21 protein-coding genes are annotated in these 23,360 nt (G+C 34.6%); 9 read left to right on the top strand and 12 right to left on the bottom strand.

The genetic code is table 11. The features are described 5' to 3' along the window. Positions 1 to 16: 16 nt before the first annotated feature. From J2W95_RS04445 to J2W95_RS04485, 9 genes are read left to right on the top strand one after another with little or no spacing between them, the layout of a single operon-like run. The gene (locus J2W95_RS04445) at positions 17 to 1,720 is read left to right on the top strand and encodes a GMC family oxidoreductase (RefSeq protein ID WP_310004345.1); all 1,704 of its coding nucleotides are present in this window, start codon (positions 17 to 19) and stop codon (positions 1,718 to 1,720) included. 18 nt (positions 1,721 to 1,738) lie between these two features. Further along, the gene (locus J2W95_RS04450; RefSeq protein WP_310004347.1) at positions 1,739 to 2,902 is read left to right on the top strand and encodes a Gfo/Idh/MocA family protein; all 1,164 of its coding nucleotides are present in this window, start codon (positions 1,739 to 1,741) and stop codon (positions 2,900 to 2,902) included. Positions 2,903 to 2,937: 35 nt separating this feature from the next. Beyond that, entirely contained in the window at positions 2,938 to 3,990 is a 1,053-nt protein-coding gene (locus J2W95_RS04455; RefSeq protein WP_310004349.1) for a sugar phosphate isomerase/epimerase family protein, read from the top strand. Positions 3,991 to 4,009: 19 nt separating this feature from the next. Further along, positions 4,010 to 4,372, top strand: a complete 363-nt coding sequence (locus J2W95_RS04460) for a c-type cytochrome (protein ID WP_310004351.1) — start codon at positions 4,010 to 4,012, stop codon at positions 4,370 to 4,372. A gap of 18 nt (positions 4,373 to 4,390) precedes the next feature. Continuing rightward, positions 4,391 to 5,854 carry a Gfo/Idh/MocA family protein gene (locus J2W95_RS04465; RefSeq protein ID WP_310004353.1) on the top strand — a complete coding sequence of 488 codons (1,464 nt, stop codon included), beginning with the start codon at positions 4,391 to 4,393 and terminating at the stop codon, positions 5,852 to 5,854. Between the two features lie 25 nt (positions 5,855 to 5,879). Beyond that, the gene (locus tag J2W95_RS04470) at positions 5,880 to 6,590 is read left to right on the top strand and encodes a 3-keto-disaccharide hydrolase (RefSeq protein WP_310004356.1); all 711 of its coding nucleotides are present in this window, start codon (positions 5,880 to 5,882) and stop codon (positions 6,588 to 6,590) included. A 44-nt stretch (positions 6,591 to 6,634) separates the two neighbouring features. Then, positions 6,635 to 7,864, top strand: coding sequence for a nucleoside permease (locus J2W95_RS04475; RefSeq protein WP_310004358.1), 1,230 nt, complete (start codon positions 6,635 to 6,637; stop codon positions 7,862 to 7,864). A 20-nt stretch (positions 7,865 to 7,884) separates the two neighbouring features. Continuing rightward, entirely contained in the window at positions 7,885 to 8,778 is an 894-nt protein-coding gene (locus tag J2W95_RS04480) for a hydroxypyruvate isomerase family protein (RefSeq protein ID WP_310004360.1), read from the top strand. Between the two features lie 27 nt (positions 8,779 to 8,805). Further along, the gene (locus tag J2W95_RS04485) at positions 8,806 to 9,678 is read left to right on the top strand and encodes a sugar phosphate isomerase/epimerase family protein (protein WP_310004361.1); all 873 of its coding nucleotides are present in this window, start codon (positions 8,806 to 8,808) and stop codon (positions 9,676 to 9,678) included. Between the two features lie 86 nt (positions 9,679 to 9,764). On the opposite strand, the gene J2W95_RS04490 is transcribed toward J2W95_RS04485, so the two are convergent. From J2W95_RS04490 to pckA, 12 genes are all read right to left on the bottom strand, one after another. Next, positions 9,765 to 11,417 carry a M1 family metallopeptidase gene (locus J2W95_RS04490; RefSeq protein WP_310004365.1) on the bottom strand — a complete coding sequence of 551 codons (1,653 nt, stop codon included), beginning with the start codon at positions 11,415 to 11,417 and terminating at the stop codon, positions 9,765 to 9,767. A gap of 147 nt (positions 11,418 to 11,564) precedes the next feature. Then, a complete protein-coding gene (locus tag J2W95_RS04495; RefSeq protein ID WP_310004367.1) occupies positions 11,565 to 13,220 on the bottom strand; it encodes a M1 family metallopeptidase in 1,656 nt (551 codons plus the stop codon). Positions 13,221 to 13,392: 172 nt separating this feature from the next. Next, positions 13,393 to 13,989, bottom strand: a complete 597-nt coding sequence (hisIE, locus tag J2W95_RS04500) for a bifunctional phosphoribosyl-AMP cyclohydrolase/phosphoribosyl-ATP diphosphatase HisIE (protein ID WP_310004370.1) — start codon at positions 13,987 to 13,989, stop codon at positions 13,393 to 13,395. 26 nt (positions 13,990 to 14,015) lie between these two features. Continuing rightward, positions 14,016 to 14,771, bottom strand: a complete 756-nt coding sequence (gene hisF, locus J2W95_RS04505) for an imidazole glycerol phosphate synthase subunit HisF (RefSeq protein WP_310004372.1) — start codon at positions 14,769 to 14,771, stop codon at positions 14,016 to 14,018. 23 nt (positions 14,772 to 14,794) lie between these two features. Beyond that, on the bottom strand, positions 14,795 to 15,100 hold the full coding sequence (locus J2W95_RS04510) for an NIPSNAP family protein (RefSeq protein WP_310004374.1): 306 nt from the start codon (positions 15,098 to 15,100) through the stop codon (positions 14,795 to 14,797). A gap of 13 nt (positions 15,101 to 15,113) precedes the next feature. Then, positions 15,114 to 15,839: a 1-(5-phosphoribosyl)-5-[(5-phosphoribosylamino)methylideneamino]imidazole-4-carboxamide isomerase gene (gene hisA / locus J2W95_RS04515; protein ID WP_310004376.1), complete on the bottom strand. Its 726-nt coding sequence runs from the start codon at positions 15,837 to 15,839 to the stop codon at positions 15,114 to 15,116. 55 nt (positions 15,840 to 15,894) lie between these two features. Further along, a complete protein-coding gene (gene hisH, locus J2W95_RS04520; protein WP_310004378.1) occupies positions 15,895 to 16,476 on the bottom strand; it encodes an imidazole glycerol phosphate synthase subunit HisH in 582 nt (193 codons plus the stop codon). A 67-nt stretch (positions 16,477 to 16,543) separates the two neighbouring features. Further along, a complete protein-coding gene (gene hisB, locus J2W95_RS04525) occupies positions 16,544 to 17,680 on the bottom strand; it encodes a bifunctional histidinol-phosphatase/imidazoleglycerol-phosphate dehydratase HisB (protein WP_310004380.1) in 1,137 nt (378 codons plus the stop codon). 4 nt (positions 17,681 to 17,684) lie between these two features. Beyond that, positions 17,685 to 18,731: a histidinol-phosphate transaminase gene (gene hisC / locus J2W95_RS04530; RefSeq protein ID WP_310004382.1), complete on the bottom strand. Its 1,047-nt coding sequence runs from the start codon at positions 18,729 to 18,731 to the stop codon at positions 17,685 to 17,687. 106 nt (positions 18,732 to 18,837) lie between these two features. Continuing rightward, on the bottom strand, positions 18,838 to 20,121 hold the full coding sequence (hisD, locus tag J2W95_RS04535; protein ID WP_310004384.1) for a histidinol dehydrogenase: 1,284 nt from the start codon (positions 20,119 to 20,121) through the stop codon (positions 18,838 to 18,840). Positions 20,122 to 20,263: 142 nt separating this feature from the next. After that, complete coding sequence (gene hisG / locus J2W95_RS04540) at positions 20,264 to 21,121, bottom strand: ATP phosphoribosyltransferase (RefSeq protein ID WP_310004386.1); 858 nt, start codon at positions 21,119 to 21,121, stop codon at positions 20,264 to 20,266. A 426-nt stretch (positions 21,122 to 21,547) separates the two neighbouring features. Beyond that, positions 21,548 to 23,167, bottom strand: a complete 1,620-nt coding sequence (gene pckA / locus J2W95_RS04545) for a phosphoenolpyruvate carboxykinase (ATP) (protein ID WP_310004388.1) — start codon at positions 23,165 to 23,167, stop codon at positions 21,548 to 21,550. Between the last annotated feature and the right edge of the window lie 193 nt (positions 23,168 to 23,360).

Consider the following 23,360-nt stretch of genomic DNA (forward strand, 5'->3'; position numbering starts at 1 on the left):
TACTAAAAAGAGACTCGTGAATATCAATACAGATTTAAAGAAACAAAATACTTATGACGCGATAGTTATAGGTTCAGGAATAAGTGGTGGATGGGCAGCCAAAGAATTAACAGAAAAAGGATTAAAAGTCTTGATGTTGGAACGTGGTATGAACATCGAGCATATTAAAGATTATGATTCGGCTATGAAAGCCCCTTGGGAAATACCGTATGCTGGAAAAATGACAGAGGAACAAAAGCGAACACATCCAGTGCAAACCAGAGATTATCCTTATAGTCAGGCAAATGAAGACTGGTGGGTAAACGATTTAGAATGTCCGTATACAGAAGATAAACGTTTTGATTGGTACAGAGGTTTTCACGTTGGAGGAAAGTCTTTAATGTGGGGGCGTCAAAGTTACCGTTTAAGTGATCACAATTTTGAAGATAACGCCAAGGACGGTCATGGTAATGATTGGCCAATTCGATATAAAGATATTGCCCCGTGGTATGATTATGCAGAAAAATTTGCTGGAATAAGCGGCCAAAATGAAAATTGGCCTTTGCTTCCAGACGGTCAATTTTTGCCTCCTATGGATATGAATTGTGTTGAAAAATCGGTAAAAGACCGCATTGAAAAGCATTATAATAAGTCCAGAATTATGACAATTGGTCGTACTGCTAATTTAACTCAACCTCATTTAGGGAGAGGCAGTTGTCAATATAGAAATTTATGCAGTAGAGGCTGTCCATTTGGTGCCTATTTCAGTACGCAGTCTTCAACTTTACCAGCTGCTATGGCTACTAAAAAACTAACCGTTCGCCCCTACTCGATTGTCAATCATATTATTTATGACAAAGACACTAAGAAAGCTAAAGGTGTGATGGTTATTGATGCCCAGACCAATGAAACTATGGAGTTTTATGCAAAAATAGTTTTTGTAAATGGGTCAACCTTGGGGTCAACCTTTATTTTATTGAATTCAACTTCTGAAGCTCATCCAAATGGTTTGGGTAATGGCAGCGGACATTTGGGACATAATTTAATGGATCATCACTTTAGATGTGGTGCTGAAGGAAGTGCTGAAGGTTTTGAAGACAAATATACTTATGGACGAAGAGCCAATGGAATTTACATTCCAAGATATCAGAACTTTAATAACGACAAACGTGATTACTTGCGTGGCTTTGGATATCAAGGTGGAGCTAGTAGAGGCAGTTGGCATAAAGAAGTTGCAGAATTAGCCTTTGGTGGTGATTTTAAAGAAACATTATCAAGACCAGCTGACTCATGGACAATGGGATTAGGAGGTTTTGGAGAAATGCTTCCTTACTATGAAAATAAAGTTTACATTGACCATTCTAAAAAAGATAAATGGGGACAACCTGTATTGGCAATTGATTGTGAATACAAAGAAAATGAAGCCAAAATGCGTGAGGATATGATGTATGATGCCGCTGAAATGCTGGAAGCAGCTGGTATGAAAAATGTAAAAACCTATGATAATGGTTGTTTCCCTGGAATGGCAATTCACGAAATGGGAACTGCTCGAATGGGGAATGATCCAAAAGAATCTGTATTGAATAAATGGAATCAAATGCATGAAGTGAGTAACGTATTTGTTACTGATGGTTCTTGCATGCCTTCCATTGCTTGTCAAAATCCATCACTAACATTCATGGCCCTGACCGCCAGAGCTTGTGATTATGCTGTAAAAGAATTAAAGAAAAAAAATATTTAGATTTAGGATTATTCAATTATGAGAAAATTAAGAATGGGTATGGTCGGTGGTGGCCAAGATGCTTTTATTGGTGCGATTCACCGCTTAGCTGCCAATATGGATGGATTAATAGAGTTAAGTTGTGGTGCATTAAGTATCAATCCTGAAACAGCGAAAGCCTCAGGAAAAGCACTGTTCTTGCCTGAGTCAAGAATATATTTGACTTATGAAGAGATGTTTAAAGCTGAAGCTGCTTTGCCAGCGGATGAAAGAATTGATTTCGTAACTATTGTCACGCCAAATTTTGCACATTTTGCGCCTGCGATGATGGCTCTGGATCATGGGTTTAACGTGGTTATAGAAAAACCTATTACTTTTTCATTGGAGGAGGCAAAACTTTTAGAACAAAAAATAAAAGAAACAGGCCTGATCCTTTGTTTAACACATACTTATTCCGGTTACCCAATGGTGAAACAGGCGAAAGCTATGGTCAAAGAAGGGAAATTAGGAAAAATACGTAAAGTTTGGGTTGAATATCCTCAAGGCTGGCTAAGTAAATTATCAGAAAGAGAAGGAAATACCCAGGCTGCATGGAGAACAGATCCTAAAAAAGCAGGAAAAAGTTCTGTCATGGGTGATATTGGTACACATGCCGCCCATTTGGCAGAATACATTACAGGAGCTAAAATTACAGATGTTTGCGCTGAATTAAACACTTTGGTGGAAGGACGTGTAATGGATGATGACGGAGCTGTATTATTGAAGTTTGATAATGGTGCAAAAGGTGTTTTGATGGCGTCTCAAGTTGCGGCTGGTGAAGAAAATGCATTACGAATAAGAGTATATGGTGAAAAAGGTGGAATCGAATGGTTTCAGCATGATCCTAACACTTTAATGGTGCGATGGCTAGACGAACCGGCACAAATTTTAAGAGCCGGAGGAAATTATGGAGCTCATTTGTCTTCATTTGCTACCCATAACTGTCGTACTCCTGGCGGACATCCGGAAGGTTATTTAGAAGCATTTGCTAATATCTATCGCAACTTTGCATTGACATTAGGCTGTAAATTAGACGGAAAAGAACCTAGCCCCGAAATGTTAGACTTTCCTTCTGTTGAAGATGGATTAAGAGGTATGGCGTTTATCGATAATGTAGTAGCTTCTGCGCAGTCCGATAAAAAATGGACTCCTTACGTTTTATAAAAAAGGAAAACTCAAAAAGTTTATAAAAATATAACATGACAACAATACAAGGACCTGCGGTTTTTTTGGCACAATTTATATCTGATGAAGCCCCTTTTAATTCCCTAGACGGAATTTGTAAATGGGCTGTGGATTTAGGTTTCAAAGGAATCCAAATGCCAACGTTAGATTCGCGTTTTATCGATTTACAAAAAGCGGCAGAAAGTAAAACATATGCCGATGAGTTGACAGGTACAATGGCTTCTTACGGATTAAAAATAACAGAATTGTCCACTCATTTACAAGGGCAGTTAGTAGCGGTTCATCCCGCCTACGATGATTTTTTTGATGGATTTGCTCCAAAGGCTTTGAGAGGTAATCCAAAAGTAAGACAAGAATGGGCGGTGCAACAATTGCATTATGCAGCAAAAGCTTCACAAAATTTAGGACTTAATGCACATGCTACTTTCAGCGGTTCGTTATTATGGCAATATTTTCATCCTTGGCCTCAGCGTCCACCTGGCTTAATTGAAGATGGATTCAAAGAACTGGCTAAACGCTGGACGCCAATCCTTAATGAATTTGATAAAAATGGCGTGGATGTTTGTTACGAAATCCATCCCGGTGAAGATTTATTCGATGGAGAAACTTATGAAATGTTTCTGAAAGCGGTAAACAATCATCAGCGAGCATGTATTTTGTATGATCCTTCACATTTTGTTCTACAACAATTGGATTACATTCAATACATAGATTTTTATCATGAGCGTATCAAGGCTTTTCACGTGAAAGATGCTGAGTTTAATCCAACAGGAAAACAAGGGACTTTTGGAGGATACCAAAGTTGGTTGAATCGCGCAGGTCGTTATCGTTCGCCAGGTGATGGTCAAATAGATTTTAAAACCATTTTTAGCAAATTAGCACAATATGATTACAAAGGCTGGGCAGTGATGGAATGGGAATGCTGTTTGAAAAATCAAGAAGACGGCGCTCGTGAGGGAGCAGAATTTATAAAAAATCACATTATTAAAGTGACTGATAAAGCTTTCGACGATTTTGCAGCGGTCGAAACCAACACACAGCTTAATAGAAAAAATTTAGGATTATAAATTGTTTAACTAATACAATATGAAAATTAAGATTTTAGCAGCAGTAATAGCTCTAGTAAGTTTAAGTTCTTTTTCGGAATATGAATCAATTCCAAAGGGATATAGTGGCAAAGATGGAATTCAACCTTCTGAAGGGGAAAAAATAATGGCCAAACAAGATTGTGCTACCTGTCACAAATTGGACAAAAAAGTAATTGGACCCTCTTATTTAGAAATTGCCAAAAAATATCCAATGAATGATAAAAATATCAATTATTTATCAGATAAAATTATCAAAGGAGGTTCTGGAGTTTGGGGAGCTATACCAATGGCAGCTCATACTGCACTAAAAAAAGACGACGCTAAAAAAATTGCCAAATACATTTTATCATTGAATAAATAAATTGAAACCTACTTACTTATGGATAAAGACTTCAATAAAAATAAAGAACCAGAATCGATTGTTCGCAGAGATTTTCTAAAAAAAGGAGTACTAGCAACAGCCGGTTTAATGATTATTCCAAGACATGTCATGGGCAGAGGCTTCGTAGCTCCTAGTGACAGATTATTAATTGCCAGTATTGGTGTTGGAGGAAAAGGAAGATCAGATGTTGGTTCTTTTGAAAAAAGTGGCCTCGCTAATGTCTCTTATTTGTGTGATGTTGATACAAGAAGAGCCGCTGATGCTGTAAAAGCTTTACCGAAAGCTAAATTTTACAAGGATTGGCGTGAAATGTTCGATAAAGAGCATAAAAACTTTGATGCTGTTTCAGTTTCTACACCGGATCATAATCATGCTATTCAAGCCTTTTCGGCTATGCAGTTAGGAAAACATGTGTATGTACAAAAACCAATGGCTCATGATATTTACGAAGCACACATGATGACTCAAGCGGCTGCTCGTTATAAAGTAGTAACACAAATGGGAAATCAAGGTTCATCGAATGATGGTACTCGAATTCTAAAAGAATGGTACGATGCCGATTTGATTGGAGATGTGCATACAGTTTATGCTTGGACAGACAGACCTGTTTGGCCACAAGGAATTCCATGGTCAACTGCAAAAACTGAAATTCCTAAAGAATTAGATTGGGATTTATGGTTAGGAACAGCACCAAATAAAAATTATGTAGACAAATTAGTGCCATTCAACTGGCGTGGTTGGTGGGATTATGGAACTGGCGCATTAGGAGATATGGGATGCCATTTAATGGAAGCACCTTTCTCTGTTTTAAATCTAAAATATGCCAAAGATGTTCAGTGCAGTGTAGGTTCTGTTTATGTTGATGAATTCAAAAGAGGTTATTTTCCAGAAAGTTGTCCTCCTTCCAGTCATGTTGTTTTAACATTCCCTAAAACTGATAAAACAAAAGGAGAAATCAAAATGCATTGGATGGATGGTGGTATTCAACCAGAACGTCCGGATGAATTAGGTGCAAACGAAATCTTTGGAGATGGTGGGAATGGTACATTATTCATTGGAACAAAAGGAAAAATGATTTGCGACACTTATAGTGAAAATCCAAGATTATTGCCTTTAAGTCGTAATGAAAATCTAAAAATAGCCGAGAAATATCCTAGAGTAAAAGATGGCGCCAGTGGCCATCAAAAACAATGGATAGAAGGTTGCATTGCTGGATATGGCAAAAAAGAATTGAGTTCGCCTTTTGAAATTGCCGGTCCTTTGACAGAAGCTTTATTAATGGCCAATCTAGCCGTAAGAGGTTATGATTTACATAAAGAAGTATTAGGCGAAGATGTATTTCCAGGTCGTTCGGTTAAATTACTTTGGGATAATGATGCTAAGAAAGTAACCAATATCGATGATGTCAATCAATTTGTTAAACGTAATTATAGAGAAGGTTGGAAAAACCTTAGTTTTTAAAATATTAAAATTAAATATTAAAATCATGAAAAAGATTATAACAACAGTATTAGTATTCACTTTATTTCAAACCATGCAAGCTCAAAAAGGTTTTAAGCCTCTTTTTGATGGTAAAACCACAACAGGTTGGCATAATTATGGAAAAACTTCAGTTGGTGATGGTTGGAAAGTAGAAGATGGCGTTTTGCATTTTGATCCAGTGGCTGCCAAAAATGGTCAAGGTGGGGATTTAGTAACAGATGCTGAATATGAAAATTTTCATTTGAAAGTAGATTGGAAAGTAGCGCCAAATGCCAATAGTGGAATCATCTTTTTTGTTAACGACAACCCAACAAAATATAAAAACACTTACGAAACAGGTCTAGAAATGCAAGTTTTGGACAACAACGGTCATCCAGATGGAAAAATAACAAAACACCGTGCTGGAGATTTATATGATTTAATACAAAGTAAATCAGAACCAGTAAAACCAGTTGGAGAATGGAATACTGCTGAGGTGGTTTGTAAAAACGGAAAATTGACTTACGTTTTAAATGGAGTTATTGTTGTTGAAACGGTACTTTGGGATGATAATTTTAAGGCATTGGTTGCAGGAAGTAAATTTGCTTCTTGGCCAGCTTTTGCAACATTTAAAAAGGGAAAAATTGCTTTGCAAGATCATGGTGATAATGTGTGGTATCGTAACATTGTGATTAAAGAATGGAATACAATGGAAACTACAACTGGCTGTAAATAATTAATAGCACCAAAACTAACTTAACCAAAAACCAACCTATTTTTATGAATACAACTATCCGCATTAAATTATCTGTAATGATGTTTCTTGAATTTTTTATCTGGGGGGCATGGTTTGTCACTCTTGGTACTTTTTTAGGAAGCAATTTAAAGGCTTCTGGTTCAGAAGCAGCTGCAGTTTTTTCTACCCAATCATGGGGAGCCATCATTGCACCTTTTATAATTGGTTTGATTGCGGATCGTTATTTTAATGCCGAGAAAATCTTAGGTGTTTTGCATTTAGCTGGTGCATTTTTGATGTATCAAATGTATCAATCGGTAGATGTTGGGGCATTTTATATCTATGTATTGAGTTATATGGTTTTGTATATGCCGACATTGGCATTGGTAAATTCAGTGGCGTTCAACCAAATGAAAGATGCAGAGAAAGAGTTTGCCAATATTAGAGTTTGGGGTACCATAGGATGGATTTTGGCAGGATTGTCTATTAGTTTCTTGTTTCATTGGGATTCTGTAGAAGCTGTTTCTAATGGATTACTTAAAAACACTTTCCTTTTAGCTGGAATTGCGGCTTTGGTTTTAGGTCTATTGAGCTTTACATTACCTAAAACTCCACCAAAAGCGAGTGAAGGGAAAATCAAAATTGCTGATATTATTGGTCTTGATGCTTTAAAACTTTTAAAAGATAAAAACTTCTTGATATTTTTCATTTCATCGATTCTGATTTGTATTCCGTTGGCTTTTTATTATCAAAATGCACATCCTTTCCTGACTGCCGCTGGAGTTGAAAATCCTACAGGAAAAATGGCGATTGGACAAATTTCCGAAGCACTATTTTTATTATTCATTCCTGTGTTTTTTGCCCGTTTTGGATTCAAGAAAACAATTCTGGTGGGAATGTTAGCTTGGGCAGTTCGTTACGTTTTGTTTGCTTATGGCAATGGTGATGATTTGAGTTTTATGCTTATTGTTGGAATTGCTTTACATGGAATTTGTTATGATTTCTTCTTTGTTTCGGGACAAATTTATACCAATTCAAAAGCAGGAGAAAAATATAAAAGTGCTGCACAAGGTTTGATAACATTGGCAACTTATGGTATTGGAATGTTAATTGGGTTTGCAGTAGCAGGCTGGATTACGGATAATTATAAAACTGTTGAAGGAGCAATAAATTGGCAAATGGTATGGATAATTCCTGCCGGAATTGCTTTTGCAGTATTCTTGATTTTTGCTCTTTTATTTCAAGACAAAAATAAAGCAGTAAATGAAATTTAAGTAATTTAAATATAGAAAAGATGAGTGCAAGTTTTGATAGAAGAACCGCTATAAAAGGCATTCTCGCAGGAACTGTTACCTTAGGAATCCCGACTGGTTTGTCTGCTTTGGTTACTCCTAATGAAGAATTAAAATTAGATTCTAATATGTTGAAAGGAAGAATTAATCATTCAGTTGCTCGTTGGTGTTTCAGTGATTTTGATGTTGAAACGCTTTGTGTGGAAGCTAAAAAAATTGGAATTACTGGTATTGATTTGGTTGGTCCAAAAGATTGGCCAATACTTAAGAAGCATAATCTTGTTTCCACTATGTGTAATGGTGCCGAATTAAATTTAGTGGATGGTTTTAATGATCTGAAATTTCATGAGCAATTGATTAAGAATTATACAGAAATGATTCCTTTAGTTGCTGAAGCTGGTTACAAAAATTTGATTTGTTTTAGTGGTAACCGAAGAGGAAAAACAGATGAAGAAGGCTGGAATAATTGTGTAATGGGTTTGAAAAAATTGATTCCATTGGCCGAAAAACATAAAGTAACTTTGGTTATGGAACTGCTGAACAGTAAGATTGATCACAAAGATTATCAATGTGATAAAACCTATTGGGGAGTAGAATTGGCGAAACGAATCAATTCGGAAAATTTTAAACTACTATATGATATTTACCACATGCAAATTGACGAAGGCGACGTAATTCGAACTATTAGAGAAAATCACAAATACATTGCTCACTATCATACTGGTGGAGTCCCTGGACGCAATGAAATTGATGAATCTCAAGAACTCAATTACAGCACTATAATGAAAGCTATTGGCGATACGGGCTTTACTGGTTTTGTGGGACAAGAGTTTATTCCTAAACAAAAAGATAAAATAGCCTCTTTGAAAAAGGCAATTGCGATTTGTGATATTTAATTTTTAATCTAATAAAAGTAAAAAACTATGATAAAGAGAAGAGATTTTATTATTAACAGCGGTTTAGCTTTAGGGGCTTTAGCAATTGCTCCTTCCCTTGCCTTTTCAACTAAACCAAAAAATATTGGTCTTCAATTGTACACTTTAAGAGAGTCATTTTCTAAAGATGTAAAAGGTGTTTTGGAGCATGTGGCTAAATCTGGGTATAAAGAAGTGGAAACGTATGGGTTTTCAGCTGAAAAAGGTTTTTTTGGTACTTCGACAAAAGATTTTAAAAAGATTCTTACCGATAATGGACTAAAAGCTACAAGTGGTCATTATGATTTTAAATCATTTATAAAAGATAATAATGCCGATTTTCTGAAGTCCTCTATTGAATGTGCTAATGTATTAGGAAGTGAATATGTGACTGTTCCTTGGTTAGAAGAAAGTTTAAGGAGCAAGCTAGATGATTACAAACTAATTGCACAAAAAGTTAATGAAGCGGCAGTTTTATGTAAACAGGCAGGATTGAAGTTGGCATATCACAACCATGATTTTGAGTTTGCAAAGTTTGGAAATCAAACTGGATATGATATCTTATTGCAAGAAACAGATAAAAAATTAGTTGATTTTGAATTAGATTTATATTGGGCTGTTCGCTCAGGAAATGATCCTTTGCAATTGTTTAAAGCTAATCCGGGTCGATTTACGATGTGGCATGTAAAAGATATGGATAAATCCAAAGTGGAATGGAATACAGAAATTGGAGAAGGAAGTATCAACTTTAAATCTATTTTCGCAGAAGCTAAACTTTCTGGGATGCAGCACTTTTTTGTAGAACAAGAAACTAATTATTCTCCAAATCCAACAGGTTCTATTAAAGCAAGTTGGCAATATGTATCCAAAGAGTTAATTTAAATTTATTTTGCTATAGTAATGAATAAAAAGTTCTATAATAAAAAAGACCAGCAATTGCTGGTCTTTTTTATTAAGAAGTAAATTGTTTAATTTGCATCCTTGGAAAAAACATAGAAATCCTTATTTATTTCAACTTTTTCAATTTTAGAGGAATTTGTAAATTCACTCCAGTCAGCCTTTGGGTTCAAAGTAACTTCGGTTCCATTAAGAGTAACCTTTAAAGGCATATCAAAACCAGAAACTATATTTGTCCAACGGTATTTTAAAGTGCTGTCTTGAAAAGTATATTCTAATGTTGGAATTCTGATATCTCTCAAATATTGATTGAAGAAAGGATTCAAATCCATACTAACCTGTTGACTTAAGTAATTTTCAATTTGTTTGGTAGTTACTGTTTGATGGTAAAAAGTACTGTTTAAACCTCTCAAGATGCTTCTCCATTTTTCATCATTATTTACGACTTGGCGTAATGTATGCAACATGTTAGAACCTTTGTAATACATATCCCCAGAACCTTCGTTATTTACATCATAATTACCAATAATTGGTTTGTCATTCTGAATGTTTTTTCGAATGCCTCTTTCGTATTCATATCCTGCTTCTTTTCCATAATAGTATTCTACAAAAAGACTTTCAGAATAATTGGTAAAACTCTCGTGAATCCACATATCGGCAATATCTTTGTAAGTAATATTGTTGGCAAACCATTCGTGTCCCGATTCGTGGATGATAATAAAATCAAATTTTAATCCCCAACCTGTACCACTCAAATCGCGACCCAAATAACCATTTTTGTAGCCATTTCCATAAGTTACGCTACTTTGGTGTTCCATGCCTAAATAAGGTGCTTCTACCAGTTTGTAACTGTCTTCATAGAAAGGATAAGGACCAAACCAATGTTCAAAAGCTTTCAACATTCTTGGTACTTCTTTGAATTGTTCTTTGGCTTTTGCCAAATTATCTTTCAAAACATAGTAAGTACAATCTAAATCTCCTTTTTCCCCATTGTATTTCTCCGAAAAAGTCACGTAGTCACCAATATTGATATTTACACCATAATTGTTGATTGGATTTTTTACAACCCAAGTATACGTTTTTGTACCATCTTTTAGTGTTTTTACACTTTGTAAGCGACCATTGGAAATATCCATTAATTTTCCAGGAACATTTACGCTAATTTTCATTCCTTCTACCTCATCATACATATGGTCTTTGTTTGGCCACCAAACACTCGCACCCAATCCTTGACAGGAAGAAGCTATAAAGTCATTTCCATTTTTATCCTTTTTCCAAGTTATTCCTCCATCCCACGGTGGTCTTACGGCTACTTTTGGTTTACCTTGATAAAACACTTTAACTTCTTTTATTGCACCGGTATTTTGTGTGGAAGCTAATGTTATGAAAAAGACATTACCCTCTCTTTTGTATTTTAATGCAACACCGTCTTGTGTTACTTTAGTAATTTCCATTGGATTTTGCAAGTCAATTTGCATTACATTATAAGGCTGTAAAACTTTATATTGAATAGTGTTAGACCCTGTAATTGTGCTATCTGCAGGATTTACTTTTACATCCAAAAAATAGTTTTTTATATCCCACCAAATTCTTTCTTTGGTAACACTGCCTCTTAAAGAATCTTGTCTAGTAAAAACAGTTTCAGACTTGTTCAAAAGTCCTTGTGCATTGGTATTAAAACCAACCAAAAAGGCAATAATAATACCTCCAAAATATTTTTTCATAAAATAACGTATTGAAGTAAATTCAGATTGCAACAAATGTAAACATTCGAATCAATTTTTCTTAAATTTTTATGATTTCTCTATAAAAAAACCAAGCCCAACAAACTATAAAAATTTGTTGGGCTTGGTTTTTAAATAATTAGAAATTTAATTCGTAATATTAAATTCTGTGATGTAAAAGTTTTTATCAACTACTAAAGTTGGTTTGTCTGTTTTTGTATCTTCTGTTTTCCAGTCTGTTGTTGGTTTAAGCCAGGTTTCAACTCCGTTTAAAACTACTTTTACAGGCAAATCAAATTTATCTACACAATTTATCCAATGATAAACTAATTTTTGATCCCTAAAATAATATTCTAAAGTTGGAACCTGAGGCGTTCTTAAATATTGATTGAACACATTGCTGAAATCAATGCCCGATTGTGTGTTTATGTAATCTTCAATTTGCTTTGTTGTAACTGTTTGATGGTAAAAAGTACTGTTTAGTCCTCTTAAAATAGACTTCCATTTCGCATCATCGTTTATAACCTGACGGATGGTATGTATCATATTTGCTCCTTTTGGATACATATCACCAGATCCTTCATTGTTTACATCATAATTTCCAATAATAGATTTTCTATTTTTAATCCATTTTCGAATTCCTCGAATATATTCATTAGCAGCTTCTTTTCCATAATAATATTCTATAAAAAGCGCTTCTGAATAAGTTGTGAAACTCTCGTGAATCCACATATCAGCAATATCTTTATAGGTAATATTGTTGGCAAACCATTCGTGTCCTGATTCATGAATAATGATATAATCATATTTCAGACCCCAACCTGTTCCACTTCTATCATTACCATTATGTCCTTTTGTAAAATTGTTTCCATAAGTCACGCTACTTTGGTGTTCCATACCTAAATATGGCGCTTCTACCAATTTATAACTGTCTTCGTAAAACGGATAAGGACCAAACCAATTTTCAAAAGCTTTTAGCATTCTTGGCGCATCTTTAAAATGTTCTTTGGCTATGGCCAAATTATCCCTTAAAACATAATAACTACAATCTAAATCACCTTTTTCCCCTTTAAATTTTTCAGAAAAACTCACATAATCTCCAATATTAATGTTTACGCCGTAATTATTAATTGGATTTAAAATCTCCCAGTTGAAGGTTTTGGTGCCGTCTTTTTCCTTTTTTACACTTTTTAATCTTCCGTTGGAAACATCCGTTAAATCTCCAGGAACATTCACGCTGATCAACATGCTTTCGACTTCATCATACATGTGATCTTTGTTTGGCCACCAAATACTGGCTCCTATACCTTGACAAGTAGAAGCTATGAAATCTTTTCCGTTTTTATCTTTTTTCCATGTAATTCCACCATCCCACGGTGGTCTAACCGCTTCTTTAGGTTTTCCTCCATAAGAAATTAGAATTTCTTTGGTCTCTCCTATTTTTTGTTTTGCAGTTAATTGAATAAAAAAGGCATTTCCTTCTCTTTCAAATTTCAATTCTTTTCCGTCCTGAGTAACCTTGTAAATCTGCATTGGTTCCTGCAAATCAATCTGCATTTTGTTGTATTCAGTCAAAACTGTATAACGAACAGTATTAGAACCTGTAATGCTTCTGTCAGCTGGATTTACTTTTATATCAAGATGATAATATTTTAAATCCCACCAAGCTCTTTCTTTTGTAATGCTTCCGCGTAAAGTATCCTGATGAGTAAAAATGGTTTCAGACTTATTCAGAAGTCCTTGAGCTTGAATTCCATTAGAGATTAAAATTGAAAATAATATAAGGTATAAATGTTTGTTCATGGATTTAATAGTTTTTTTCCAAAACTACTCACTTTTTTTGAGTTTTGAAATCAAAAAAAGAAGTCTATTAGTAAATTAATTACTAATAGACTTCTTGGAATATTGTGATTGTTTTAAAAATTTTAAATCCAATTTTTAGTTTTTTAGTAGAAACTGAAAACTTTAAGTATTTTTACTTCTGACGGCTTTTTAAAATATTAACTACATCATTCAATTGATATCCTTTAGCTTGCAATAAGATCAAGTAATGAAACAGTAAATCGGCACTTTCGCTTAAAAACAATTCATCGTTGTCATCTTTGGCCTCAATCACTACTTCCACAGCTTCCTCTCCAACTTTTTGGGCGATTTTGTTAATTCCTTTTTCAAATAAAGAGGCTACGTAGCTTTTCTCAGAATCGGCATTTTCACGACGAGTTTTGATGGTGTTTTCCAGATTTGAAATAAAACCATATTCGGGACTGTTAGGTTCTTGCCAGCAAGTATCTGCACCTGTGTGGCAAGTAGGTCCAACCGGTTTTGCTTGAATTAAAAGGGTATCTCCGTCGCAGTCGTTTTTAATGCTTACCAAATTCAAAAAGTTACCACTCTCCTCGCCTTTTGTCCAAAGTCTTTGTTTCGAACGGCTGAAAAAAGTCACTTTTTGTGTTTCAATTGTTTTTTGAAGTGATTCTTCGTTCATATATCCCAACATCAGAACATTTTTGGTTTCTGAATCCTGAATAATGGCGGGAATTAAACCGTGTGAGCTTTTGATATCTATGTTCATTTTTATCTTAGATTTTTAATTCAGAATTAGATTCTGACTTCTATATTGTTATTTTTTAGTTCTTTTTTTAATGTCTTGATTTCTATTTCCTTGAAATGGAATACGCTTGCCGCCAATGCCGCATCCGATTTTCCTTCAACAAATGTATCAACAAAATGCTGAATATTGCCCGCTCCACCAGAAGCTATTATCGGAATATTAACCAATTGAGACAATTTTGCCAAAGCTTCATTCGCAAATCCATTTTTGGTTCCGTCATGATTCATTGAGGTAAAAAGAATTTCTCCCGCTCCTCTTTTTTCTACTTCTTTTGCCCAATCAAACAAATTCAACTCGGTTGGAACTTTTCCACCCACCAAATGAACGATCCATTCGCCGTCAATTTGTTTGGCATCTATGGCGACAACCACACATTGGCTTCCGAATTTTTGTGCCAAATCATTAATCAACTGTGGATTTTTTACTGCCGATGAATTAATGGAAACCTTGTCAGCTCCATTTTGAAGTAAAACTTCGACGTCTTCCACCGCTGAAATTCCACCACCCACAGTAAACGGAATATTAATGGTTGCCGCTACTTTTCGCACCAAATCAACCAAGGTTCTTCTTCGCTCTTCTGTAGCCGAAATATCCAGAAAAACCAATTCATCAGCACCTTCATCTGAATATATTTTTGCCAATTCCACCGGATCGCCAGCATCACGCAAATCTACGAAATTAACGCCTTTCACGGTTCTTCCATTTTTAATGTCGAGACAGGGTACTATTCTTTTTGTTAACATTTTCATTATTGTTAATAGTCGTTTTATTCAAATACAGGACGTAAAAATGTTCTTTCGTAACTCAATATACATCGTGTGTCTTCTGCAATTTTAAAAGCCTGAATACATTCTTGATCTTCCAAAATTAGCCTTCTGTAATTTTCATATTCGGATAAACTAGGAAATGAAAACATTGCAAACGCTATGTTATTTGCTCCTTCAGAAGGTAAAAAATAACCATGATGTTGCCCTCCAAAACGATTTACTAATTTAATCCATCTTTTGCCATAATCTTCAAAAACATCCAGTTGGAAAGGATCTATGGTGTATTTCAAATAACAAGTTATCATATTTTGGTTTTTATTATTTGCTAATTATGTAGTTCTCTAGTTGTTTTAAACTTATTCTACCTTCGTAAATTGCTTTTCCAATGATGGTTCCTTCACAACCTAATTCAGCTAATTTAGGTAATTCATCAAATGTTGAAATTCCTCCTGATGCGATTAATTTGACACCATTGGCTTCCGTCAAAATTTTAGCATACAAGTCAAAACTAGGACCTTCTAGCATTCCGTCTTTGGCAATATCAGTGCAAATTACGTATTCAATTCCTTTGTTTTGATAGTCTTGGATAAAAGGAACTAAATCTTCATCTGAATCTTCTAACCATCCAGAAACTGCTACTTTTTCATTATTAGCATCTGCTCCTAAAATAATTTTATTCGAACCGTATTCTGAAATCCATTTTTCGAAAATAGCTCTGTTTTTTACAGCGATACTTCCTCCTGTTATTTGGTTCGCACCTGATTCGAAAGCTATTTTCAAATCGGAATCTGCTTTCAAACCACCACCAAAATCTATTTTCAATTTGGTTTGTGTGGCAATTTGTTCCAATATTTTATAATTGACAATTTTACTTGATTTTGCTCCATCCAAATCAACCAAATGTAGATATTCAATTCCGTGGGCTTCGAATGATTTTGCGACTTCAAGCGGATTTTCATTGTATATGATCTTGGTGTTGTAATCGCCTTTGGATAAGCGAACACATTTTCCTTCTATGATGTCTATTGCAGGTATTATTCTCATTTATTTAAGTCTTAAAGTTTGAAAGTCTAAAGTCAGAAAGCCGTAGAAGTTCAAGTTATATTTTTAAAAAATTATTCAAAATCTGTTCTCCGACATCACCGCTTTTTTCAGGGTGAAATTGAGTTCCATAGAAATTATCATTTTCCAATGCTGAGGAATATTCTAGTTCATAATCTGTTGTGGCAATGGTTTCTTTGCAGATAGGCGCATAAAAGCTGTGAACTAAATACATATATTCGTTCTCGGCAATTCCTTTGAAAAGATCAGATTTTAGATTGTAAATATTGTTCCAGCCCATTTGAGGTACTTTTACTTTTGGAGAAAATTTTATAACATCCACATCAAAAATACCCAACCCTTCCGTATTTCCTTCCTCAGAAGAATTACACATCAACTGCATACCTAAACAAATTCCGAATACGGGTTGTTTCAATGTTGGAATTAAAGAGTCAAGACCGCTTTGTTTAAGCATTTTCATCGCATAACTCGCCTCTCCAACTCCAGGAAAAATTACTTTATCTGCTGCTTTTATTTCTTCTGGATCGTTACTCAAAACCGCTTTGAATCCCAATCTTTCGATGGCAAACATTATGCTTTGAATGTTTCCTGCTCCGTAATTTATGATTACTATTTTCATTTTATAAACTTTGGGCTTAGGGCTTTGAGCTTTGGGCTGATTGCCCATAGCTGATTGCCTATAGCCATTACAACATTCCTTTTGTACTCGGTAAAATCATTTTCTCCGTGTCTCGTTTTACGGCTACTTTTATCGCTTTCGCAAAAGCTTTAAAGATGGCTTCAATTTTGTGATGTTCGTTTGTTCCTTCCGCTTTGATGTTGATGTTCGCTTTGGCTCCATCCGAGAATGATTTGAAGAAATGATAAAACATTTCTGTTGGCATTTTGCCTACCATTTCACGTTTAAATTCGGTTTCCCAAACCAACCAGTTTCTTCCACCAAAATCAATGGCTACCTGTGATAGGCAGTCGTCCATTGGTAAACAGAAACCATAACGCTCAATACCTAGTTTATTACCCAATGCTTTGGCAAAAACCTCTCCCAAGGCAATCGCTGTGTCTTCAATCGTGTGGTGTTCATCAACTTCTAAATCGCCTTTTACCAAAATTTCCAAGTCCATTTGACCGTGGCGTGCAATTTGGTCGAGCATGTGGTCGAAAAAAGCAATTCCGGTTTCGATTTTACTTTTTCCTGTTCCATCTAAGTTCAGGTTGATGTAAATGTCAGTTTCATTGGTTTTTCTTGTAATTGATGCCGAACGTGCTTCTAGTTTTAAAAACTCATAAATAGCTTTCCAGTCGGTTGATTGCAATACGATTACTTCATCCAGTTCTTCTTTTTTACTTGAGATTTCTGCGACTCCTAAATTATCTTCTGATTTCATGAAAATAGCTTTTGCCCCTAAGTTCTTGGCTAATTCAACATCGGTAATTCGATCGCCCAAAACAAAAGAATTGGCTAAATCATAGTCAGGATTATCAATGTATTTAGTTAGCATTCCTGTTCTTGGCTTGCGGGTTGGCGCATTGTCTTCTGGAAAAGAACAATCCACGAAAATATCGTCAAAAAGAACACCTTCGTTTTCAAAAGCTCTCAAAATGAAGTTTTGGGTTGGCCAAAAAGTATCTTCTGGAAAACTGTCGGTTCCCAATCCATCCTGATTGGTCACCATAACCAATTCATAATCCATTTCTTTGGCGATTTTAGCCAAATACTGAAACGCTTTTGGGTAAAATTCCAATTTGTCTAAACTGTCTAATTGATATCCTTCCGGTTCTAAAACAATGGTTCCGTCGCGATCTATAAAAAGTACTTTCTTCATTTTCTTATGCTATTAATGCCTCAATTAATTTTTTATTTTCTTCTTCTGTTCCAATAGTCAAACGCAAACAATTATCACATAATGGCTGAGTTGTTCTATTACGGATTACGATTCCTTTGGCAATTAAATCATCGTATCTTTTGTTAGCGTCATCTACTTTAATCAAGATAAAATTTGCCTCAGTTGGATAAATTTTTTCAACATATTTTACATCAAGTAAAACTTTAAGTAACGCTGATCTTTCGCTTATAATTGCTGCGATTTCAGATTGTATAGCATTGGTGTTATCCAATCTTTCTAAAGCTCTTCTTTGAGTTAACTCATTTACATTATAAGGTGGTTTTATCTTGTTTAAAACCGCGATTATTTCTGCGGAGGCATAACAAATTCCCAATCGGATTCCTGCCAAACCGTATGCTTTTGAAAGAGTCTGTGTAATAATCAAATTAGGGTATTGGTCAATTTTTTTTAACCAACTTTCTTTTTCGGAAAAATCGATATACGCTTCATCAATAACAATCAAACCACTAAAATGCTCCAATAAAGTCATTACGCTTTCTTCTGAAAAGGAATTTCCTGTTGGGTTATTCGGCGAACACAAAAAGATCATTTTCGTGTTATCATCAATTGCCTTAAATATTTTTTCAATTTGAGGCTGAAAATCGGTTGAAAGCAATACTTCTCTATTTTCTACCGCATTGATATTAGCCAAAACTCCATACATTCCGTATGTGGGAGGTAAAGTAATCACATTATCGATTTTTGGCTCACAAAAAGCCCTAAAAATCAAATCCAGTACCTCATCACTACCATTTCCTAACAGCATTTGGTTTGGATTCACGTTGTTTTGTTTCGCTAATATACTTTTAACGGAAGCTTGTTGTGGGTCAGGATAACGATTTACCCCATTATTGAACGGATTTTCATTGGCATCCAAAAAAACCATTTCGGCGGTGTCAAAATCTTCAAACTCATCTCGTGCAGATGAATATGGCTTTAAAACCTTGACGTTGTCACGAACTAAACTATCTAAATTAAAACTATTTGTCATTTTTTTTATTTTTTTAGACGAAAGACGAAAGATGCCAGATTAAAGACTCGATCTTCAATTGCTCAATTTTATTCTTCTTTATAGTCTTCCTTCTTGTCTCTTTTCTCTATTCTAAACTCTTCAGTCGTAAAGTAACTGCATTTTTGTGGGCTTGTAATCCTTCGGCTTCGGCCATAATTTCAATAGCTGAACCTATGTTTTGTATTCCTTTTTCAGAAATTTTTTGAAAAGTCATCGATTTGGTGAAACTATCAAGGTTCACTCCACTATAATTTTTGGCGTAACCGTTTGTTGGCAAGGTATGATTAGTTCCTGATGCGTAATCTCCCGCACTTTCTGGAGTGTAATTTCCGATGAAAACAGAACCTGCGTTAGCAATATTATTTATATAGAAAGCTTCGTCTTTGGTACAAATAATAAAATGTTCCGGCCCGTATTCATTGATTAATTCCAAAGCAATGGTATCATTTTCTACAAAAATCAATTTTGAATTGGCAATGGCTTTTTCAGCAATAGCTTTTCGGGGTAGAACGTCCATTTGAGATTGGATTTCCGTTTCGACAGCATCAATTAATTCTTTTGAAGTAGAAACTAAAATCACTTGGCTGTCTGTTCCGTGTTCTGCTTGTGATAGTAAATCGGAAGCAACAAAAGCAGGAATAGCAGTTTCATCAGCAACAATTAATAATTCCGATGGACCTGCAGGCATATCGATAGCAACACCAAATTGTGTAGCCAATTGTTTAGCAACTGTTACAAATTGGTTTCCAGGGCCAAATATTTTATATACTTTTGGTATGCTTACAGTTCCAAAAGTCATTCCCGCAATGGCCTGAATTCCTCCCACTTTCAAAATTTTTGTTACACCACATAAATAAGCGGCATATAAAATGGCTGGATTGATGTTTCCATTTTTATCTGGAGGAGAACACAACACGATTTCGCTGCAACCTGCAAGATTAGCGGGTACCGCCAGCATCAATACCGTTGAAAATAAAGGAGCGGTTCCTCCTGGAATGTATAAACCAATTTTTTGTATTGGTCTTTTCTCTTGCCAACAGTTTACACCTTCAGTGGTTTCCACTACAACACGATTTGTTTTTTGTGCAGCGTGGAATTTTTCAATATTAGATTTTGCTAATTGAATGGCTTCTTTTAACTCTTTAGAAATAGTTGCGATTGCAGTCGCTATTTCGGTTTGGGAAACTTCTAATTCAGGAACTGAAACGCCGTCAAAAAGAGAAGTATATTTTGCAACAGCAAAATCGCCTTTTGATTGTACTTCCTTGAAAATCCCTTTTACGGTTGATTCGATATCATCAACTGTTTGAGTTGGTCTTTCTAAAATTGCTGACCAAGTTTCTGGTTTTGGGTTATATATTTTTTTCAAAACTATAAATTATGAGTTATTAATTATAAGTTATGAGTTGCGAATTATTATTTATCAATTTCATTATGTAATTGGATTTAAAGTGTCATCAAAATCATTTACAAACAAAATTTATAATTCATAATTTACAATTCAAAATTATTTAAAGTACCATTTTCTCAATTGGACAAACTAAAATTCCTTCTGCGCCAACTTCTTTCAATTTATCAATTACTTCCCAGAAAGTATCTTTATCAATTACCGAGTGTACACTACTCCATCCTTCTTGTGCCAATGGCAATACGGTTAAGCTTCGCAATACAGGAAGAATTTTTCCAACAGCTTCGATTTTATCATTAGGAATATTCATCAAAATGTATTTCGATTTTCTTGCTCTTAATACTGATTCAATTCTAAATTTTAATGTGTCAATTATTTTTTGAGATTCAGGGCTTACTTTTGGGGAAACTGCTAATACAGCTTCGCTTTTAAATATAACCTCAACTTCTTTTAAATTATTTTTAAACAAAGTACTTCCACTTGATACAATATCAACAATTGCATCGGCCAAGCCTATATTAGGGGCAATTTCTACGGAACCGGATATTTGGTGAATGTCAACAGTTACTCCTTTAGAATTGAAAAAATCAACTACTGTATTTGGATAAGAAGTTGCAATTCGCATTCCTTCTAAATCCTGAACAGATTTATAATTAAAAGTTTTAGGTACTGCTACAGATACTTTACATTTTGAAAAACCTAATTTTTGAATCACTTCAATTTTTTTTCCTTTTTCAACTAATAAATTATCTCCAACAATCGCAATATCTACAACACCATCAATTAGATATTGAGGAATATCCGAATTTCGCAAATACAAAACCTCTAAAGGAAAGTTTGAAGCTTCTGCTTTTAATTGATCTATTCCATTGTCGATTGAAATACCTGCGTCTTTTAGGATTTGGATGCTTTCTTCATTTAAGCGCCCTGATTTTTGAATTGCAATTTTAAGTGTACTCATTATTTAGTTTTTTAGTTAGTAGTTTAAATTAATGCCTGAGTACAAAGAATAGGTAACAAAAAACCCGTTTGATGTACTCAAACGGGTTTAGATTATTGTGACTTACACGCATACCATTAACACATCGCTTGAGAGCAATTATGAGAATGATGATGATGTAATTGAATTGATAACATAACTTTATAAAATTAGATAACTCTTTGTTTCTTTTGCAAATATAATAGATAAATCAATTACAATCCAATTTTTATTTTAACGTTTCAATAATTATTTGTTAAATTAAAAAACTAGAATTCAGTGGGTTTATTGAATTATTACAAAACGAATTCATCTTAGAATGTATTTTAGATTAAAATAACAAAACACCTATTAATACTGTTTTTTATGCATTATTAACAGGTGTTTAACCAACCTTAAATAATTATACTAATTTAAAACAGCTTCCAAAGAAGGCCCCGCAGCGACTAAACGTTTTCCTTCTTCAGTATCTGTATATTGTTCGAAATTTTTAATGTAGCGTTCTGATAAATCTTTTGCTTTGCTTTCCCATTCTTCTTCATTTTTATAAGTATCTCTAGGATCAAGTATTCCTTCACTAACATTTGTCAATGTAGTTGGGATAGTCAAATTCAAGAAAGGAATTGTTTTAGTTTCTGCATCATCGATCTCACTGTTTATAATAGCATCAATGATAGCTCTTGTGTTTTTAAGAGATATTCTTTTTCCAGTTCCGTTCCAACCTGTGTTTACCAAGTATGCTTTTGCACCGTGTTCTTTCATTTTTCCAATCAATGTTTTAGAATACATTGTTGGGTGTAATGTCAAGAAAGCTTCACCAAATGCTGGAGAGAAAGATGGTAGAGGTTCAGTTATTCCTCTTTCAGTTCCTGCTAATTTAGAGGTATATCCGCATAAAAAGTGGTATTGTGCTTGATCTTCATCTAAGATAGATACTGGAGGCAATACACCAAATGCATCAGCAGAAAGATAAATGATTTTTTTAGCATGTCCTGCTTTTGAAGGCAATACAATTTTATTGATATGATAAATTGGGTAAGAAACTCTTGAGTTTTCAGTGATTGAGTGATCGTGGTAATCAATTTCTCCGTACTCATCAACGATTACATTCTCTAATAAGGCATCTCTTTTTATAGCTCTCCAGATGTCTGGTTCATTTTCTTCTGATAAATCAATCACTTTGGCATAACAACCTCCTTCATAGTTAAATACCCCGTTATTATCCCATCCGTGCTCATCATCACCTATCAAATATCTTTTAGGATCGGCAGAAAGTGTAGTTTTTCCTGTTCCTGAAAGCCCAAAGAATACTGCAACATCTCCATTTTCACCAACATTGGCAGAACAGTGCATTGAAGCCATTCCTTTTAGTGGTAAATAGTAGTTCATCATAGAGAACATACCTTTTTTCATTTCACCACCGTACCAAGTTCCTCCTATAATTTGAATTTTTTCAGTAAGGTTAAAGACTACGAAGTTTTCAGAGTTTAATCCTTGTTCTCTCCAATTTGGATTTACTGTTTTTGAACCGTTCATTACAATGAAATCTGGTTGTCCAAAGTTTTCCAACTCGTAATTTGAAGGTCTGATAAACATATTGGTTACGAAATGTGCTTGCCAAGCCACTTCCATCACGAAACGCACTTTAAGTCTAGTGTCTTTATTTGTTCCGCAAAATGCATCAACAACGTATAATTTTGGAGATGTTGAAAGCTGTTTTAGAACCAGTCCTTTCAATTCATCATAAATTCCTTGAGTTGTTGGAAAGTTTACTTTGTCATCCCAGTAAATGGTATCTTTTGAAACGGAGTCTTTAACAATATATCTGTCTTTAGGAGAACGCCCTGTAAAAACCCCTGTTTTTACAGCTACCGCACCTGTATCTGTTAAAGCGCCTTTTTCATATCCTTTTCTTTTATTTGAAACTTCTGCTTGATATAATTCTTCATAAGAAGGGTTGTATACAACTTCATGATATCCTGTGATTCCTAAGTTGTGTAATTCTTGAATAATTTTGATGTTTTTCATGGTTTTCTATTTACTAGTTTGTTGTGTTAATTTCTACTTCAAATTTACTTTAACAAATAAAGAAAAAAGCTGATTTTTATCATGTTTGCAAGAAAAATTGCTCAAACGTTTTCGTTCTTTTGTATTGTTTTACAGTGTTTTACAGGATTATTTTGTCTTTAATAACTAATTAGGAAGAACGACGAAATTGAAA

This window comes from Flavobacterium granuli, from assembly GCF_031456055.1.
Classification (GTDB): domain Bacteria; phylum Bacteroidota; class Bacteroidia; order Flavobacteriales; family Flavobacteriaceae; genus Flavobacterium; species Flavobacterium granuli_A.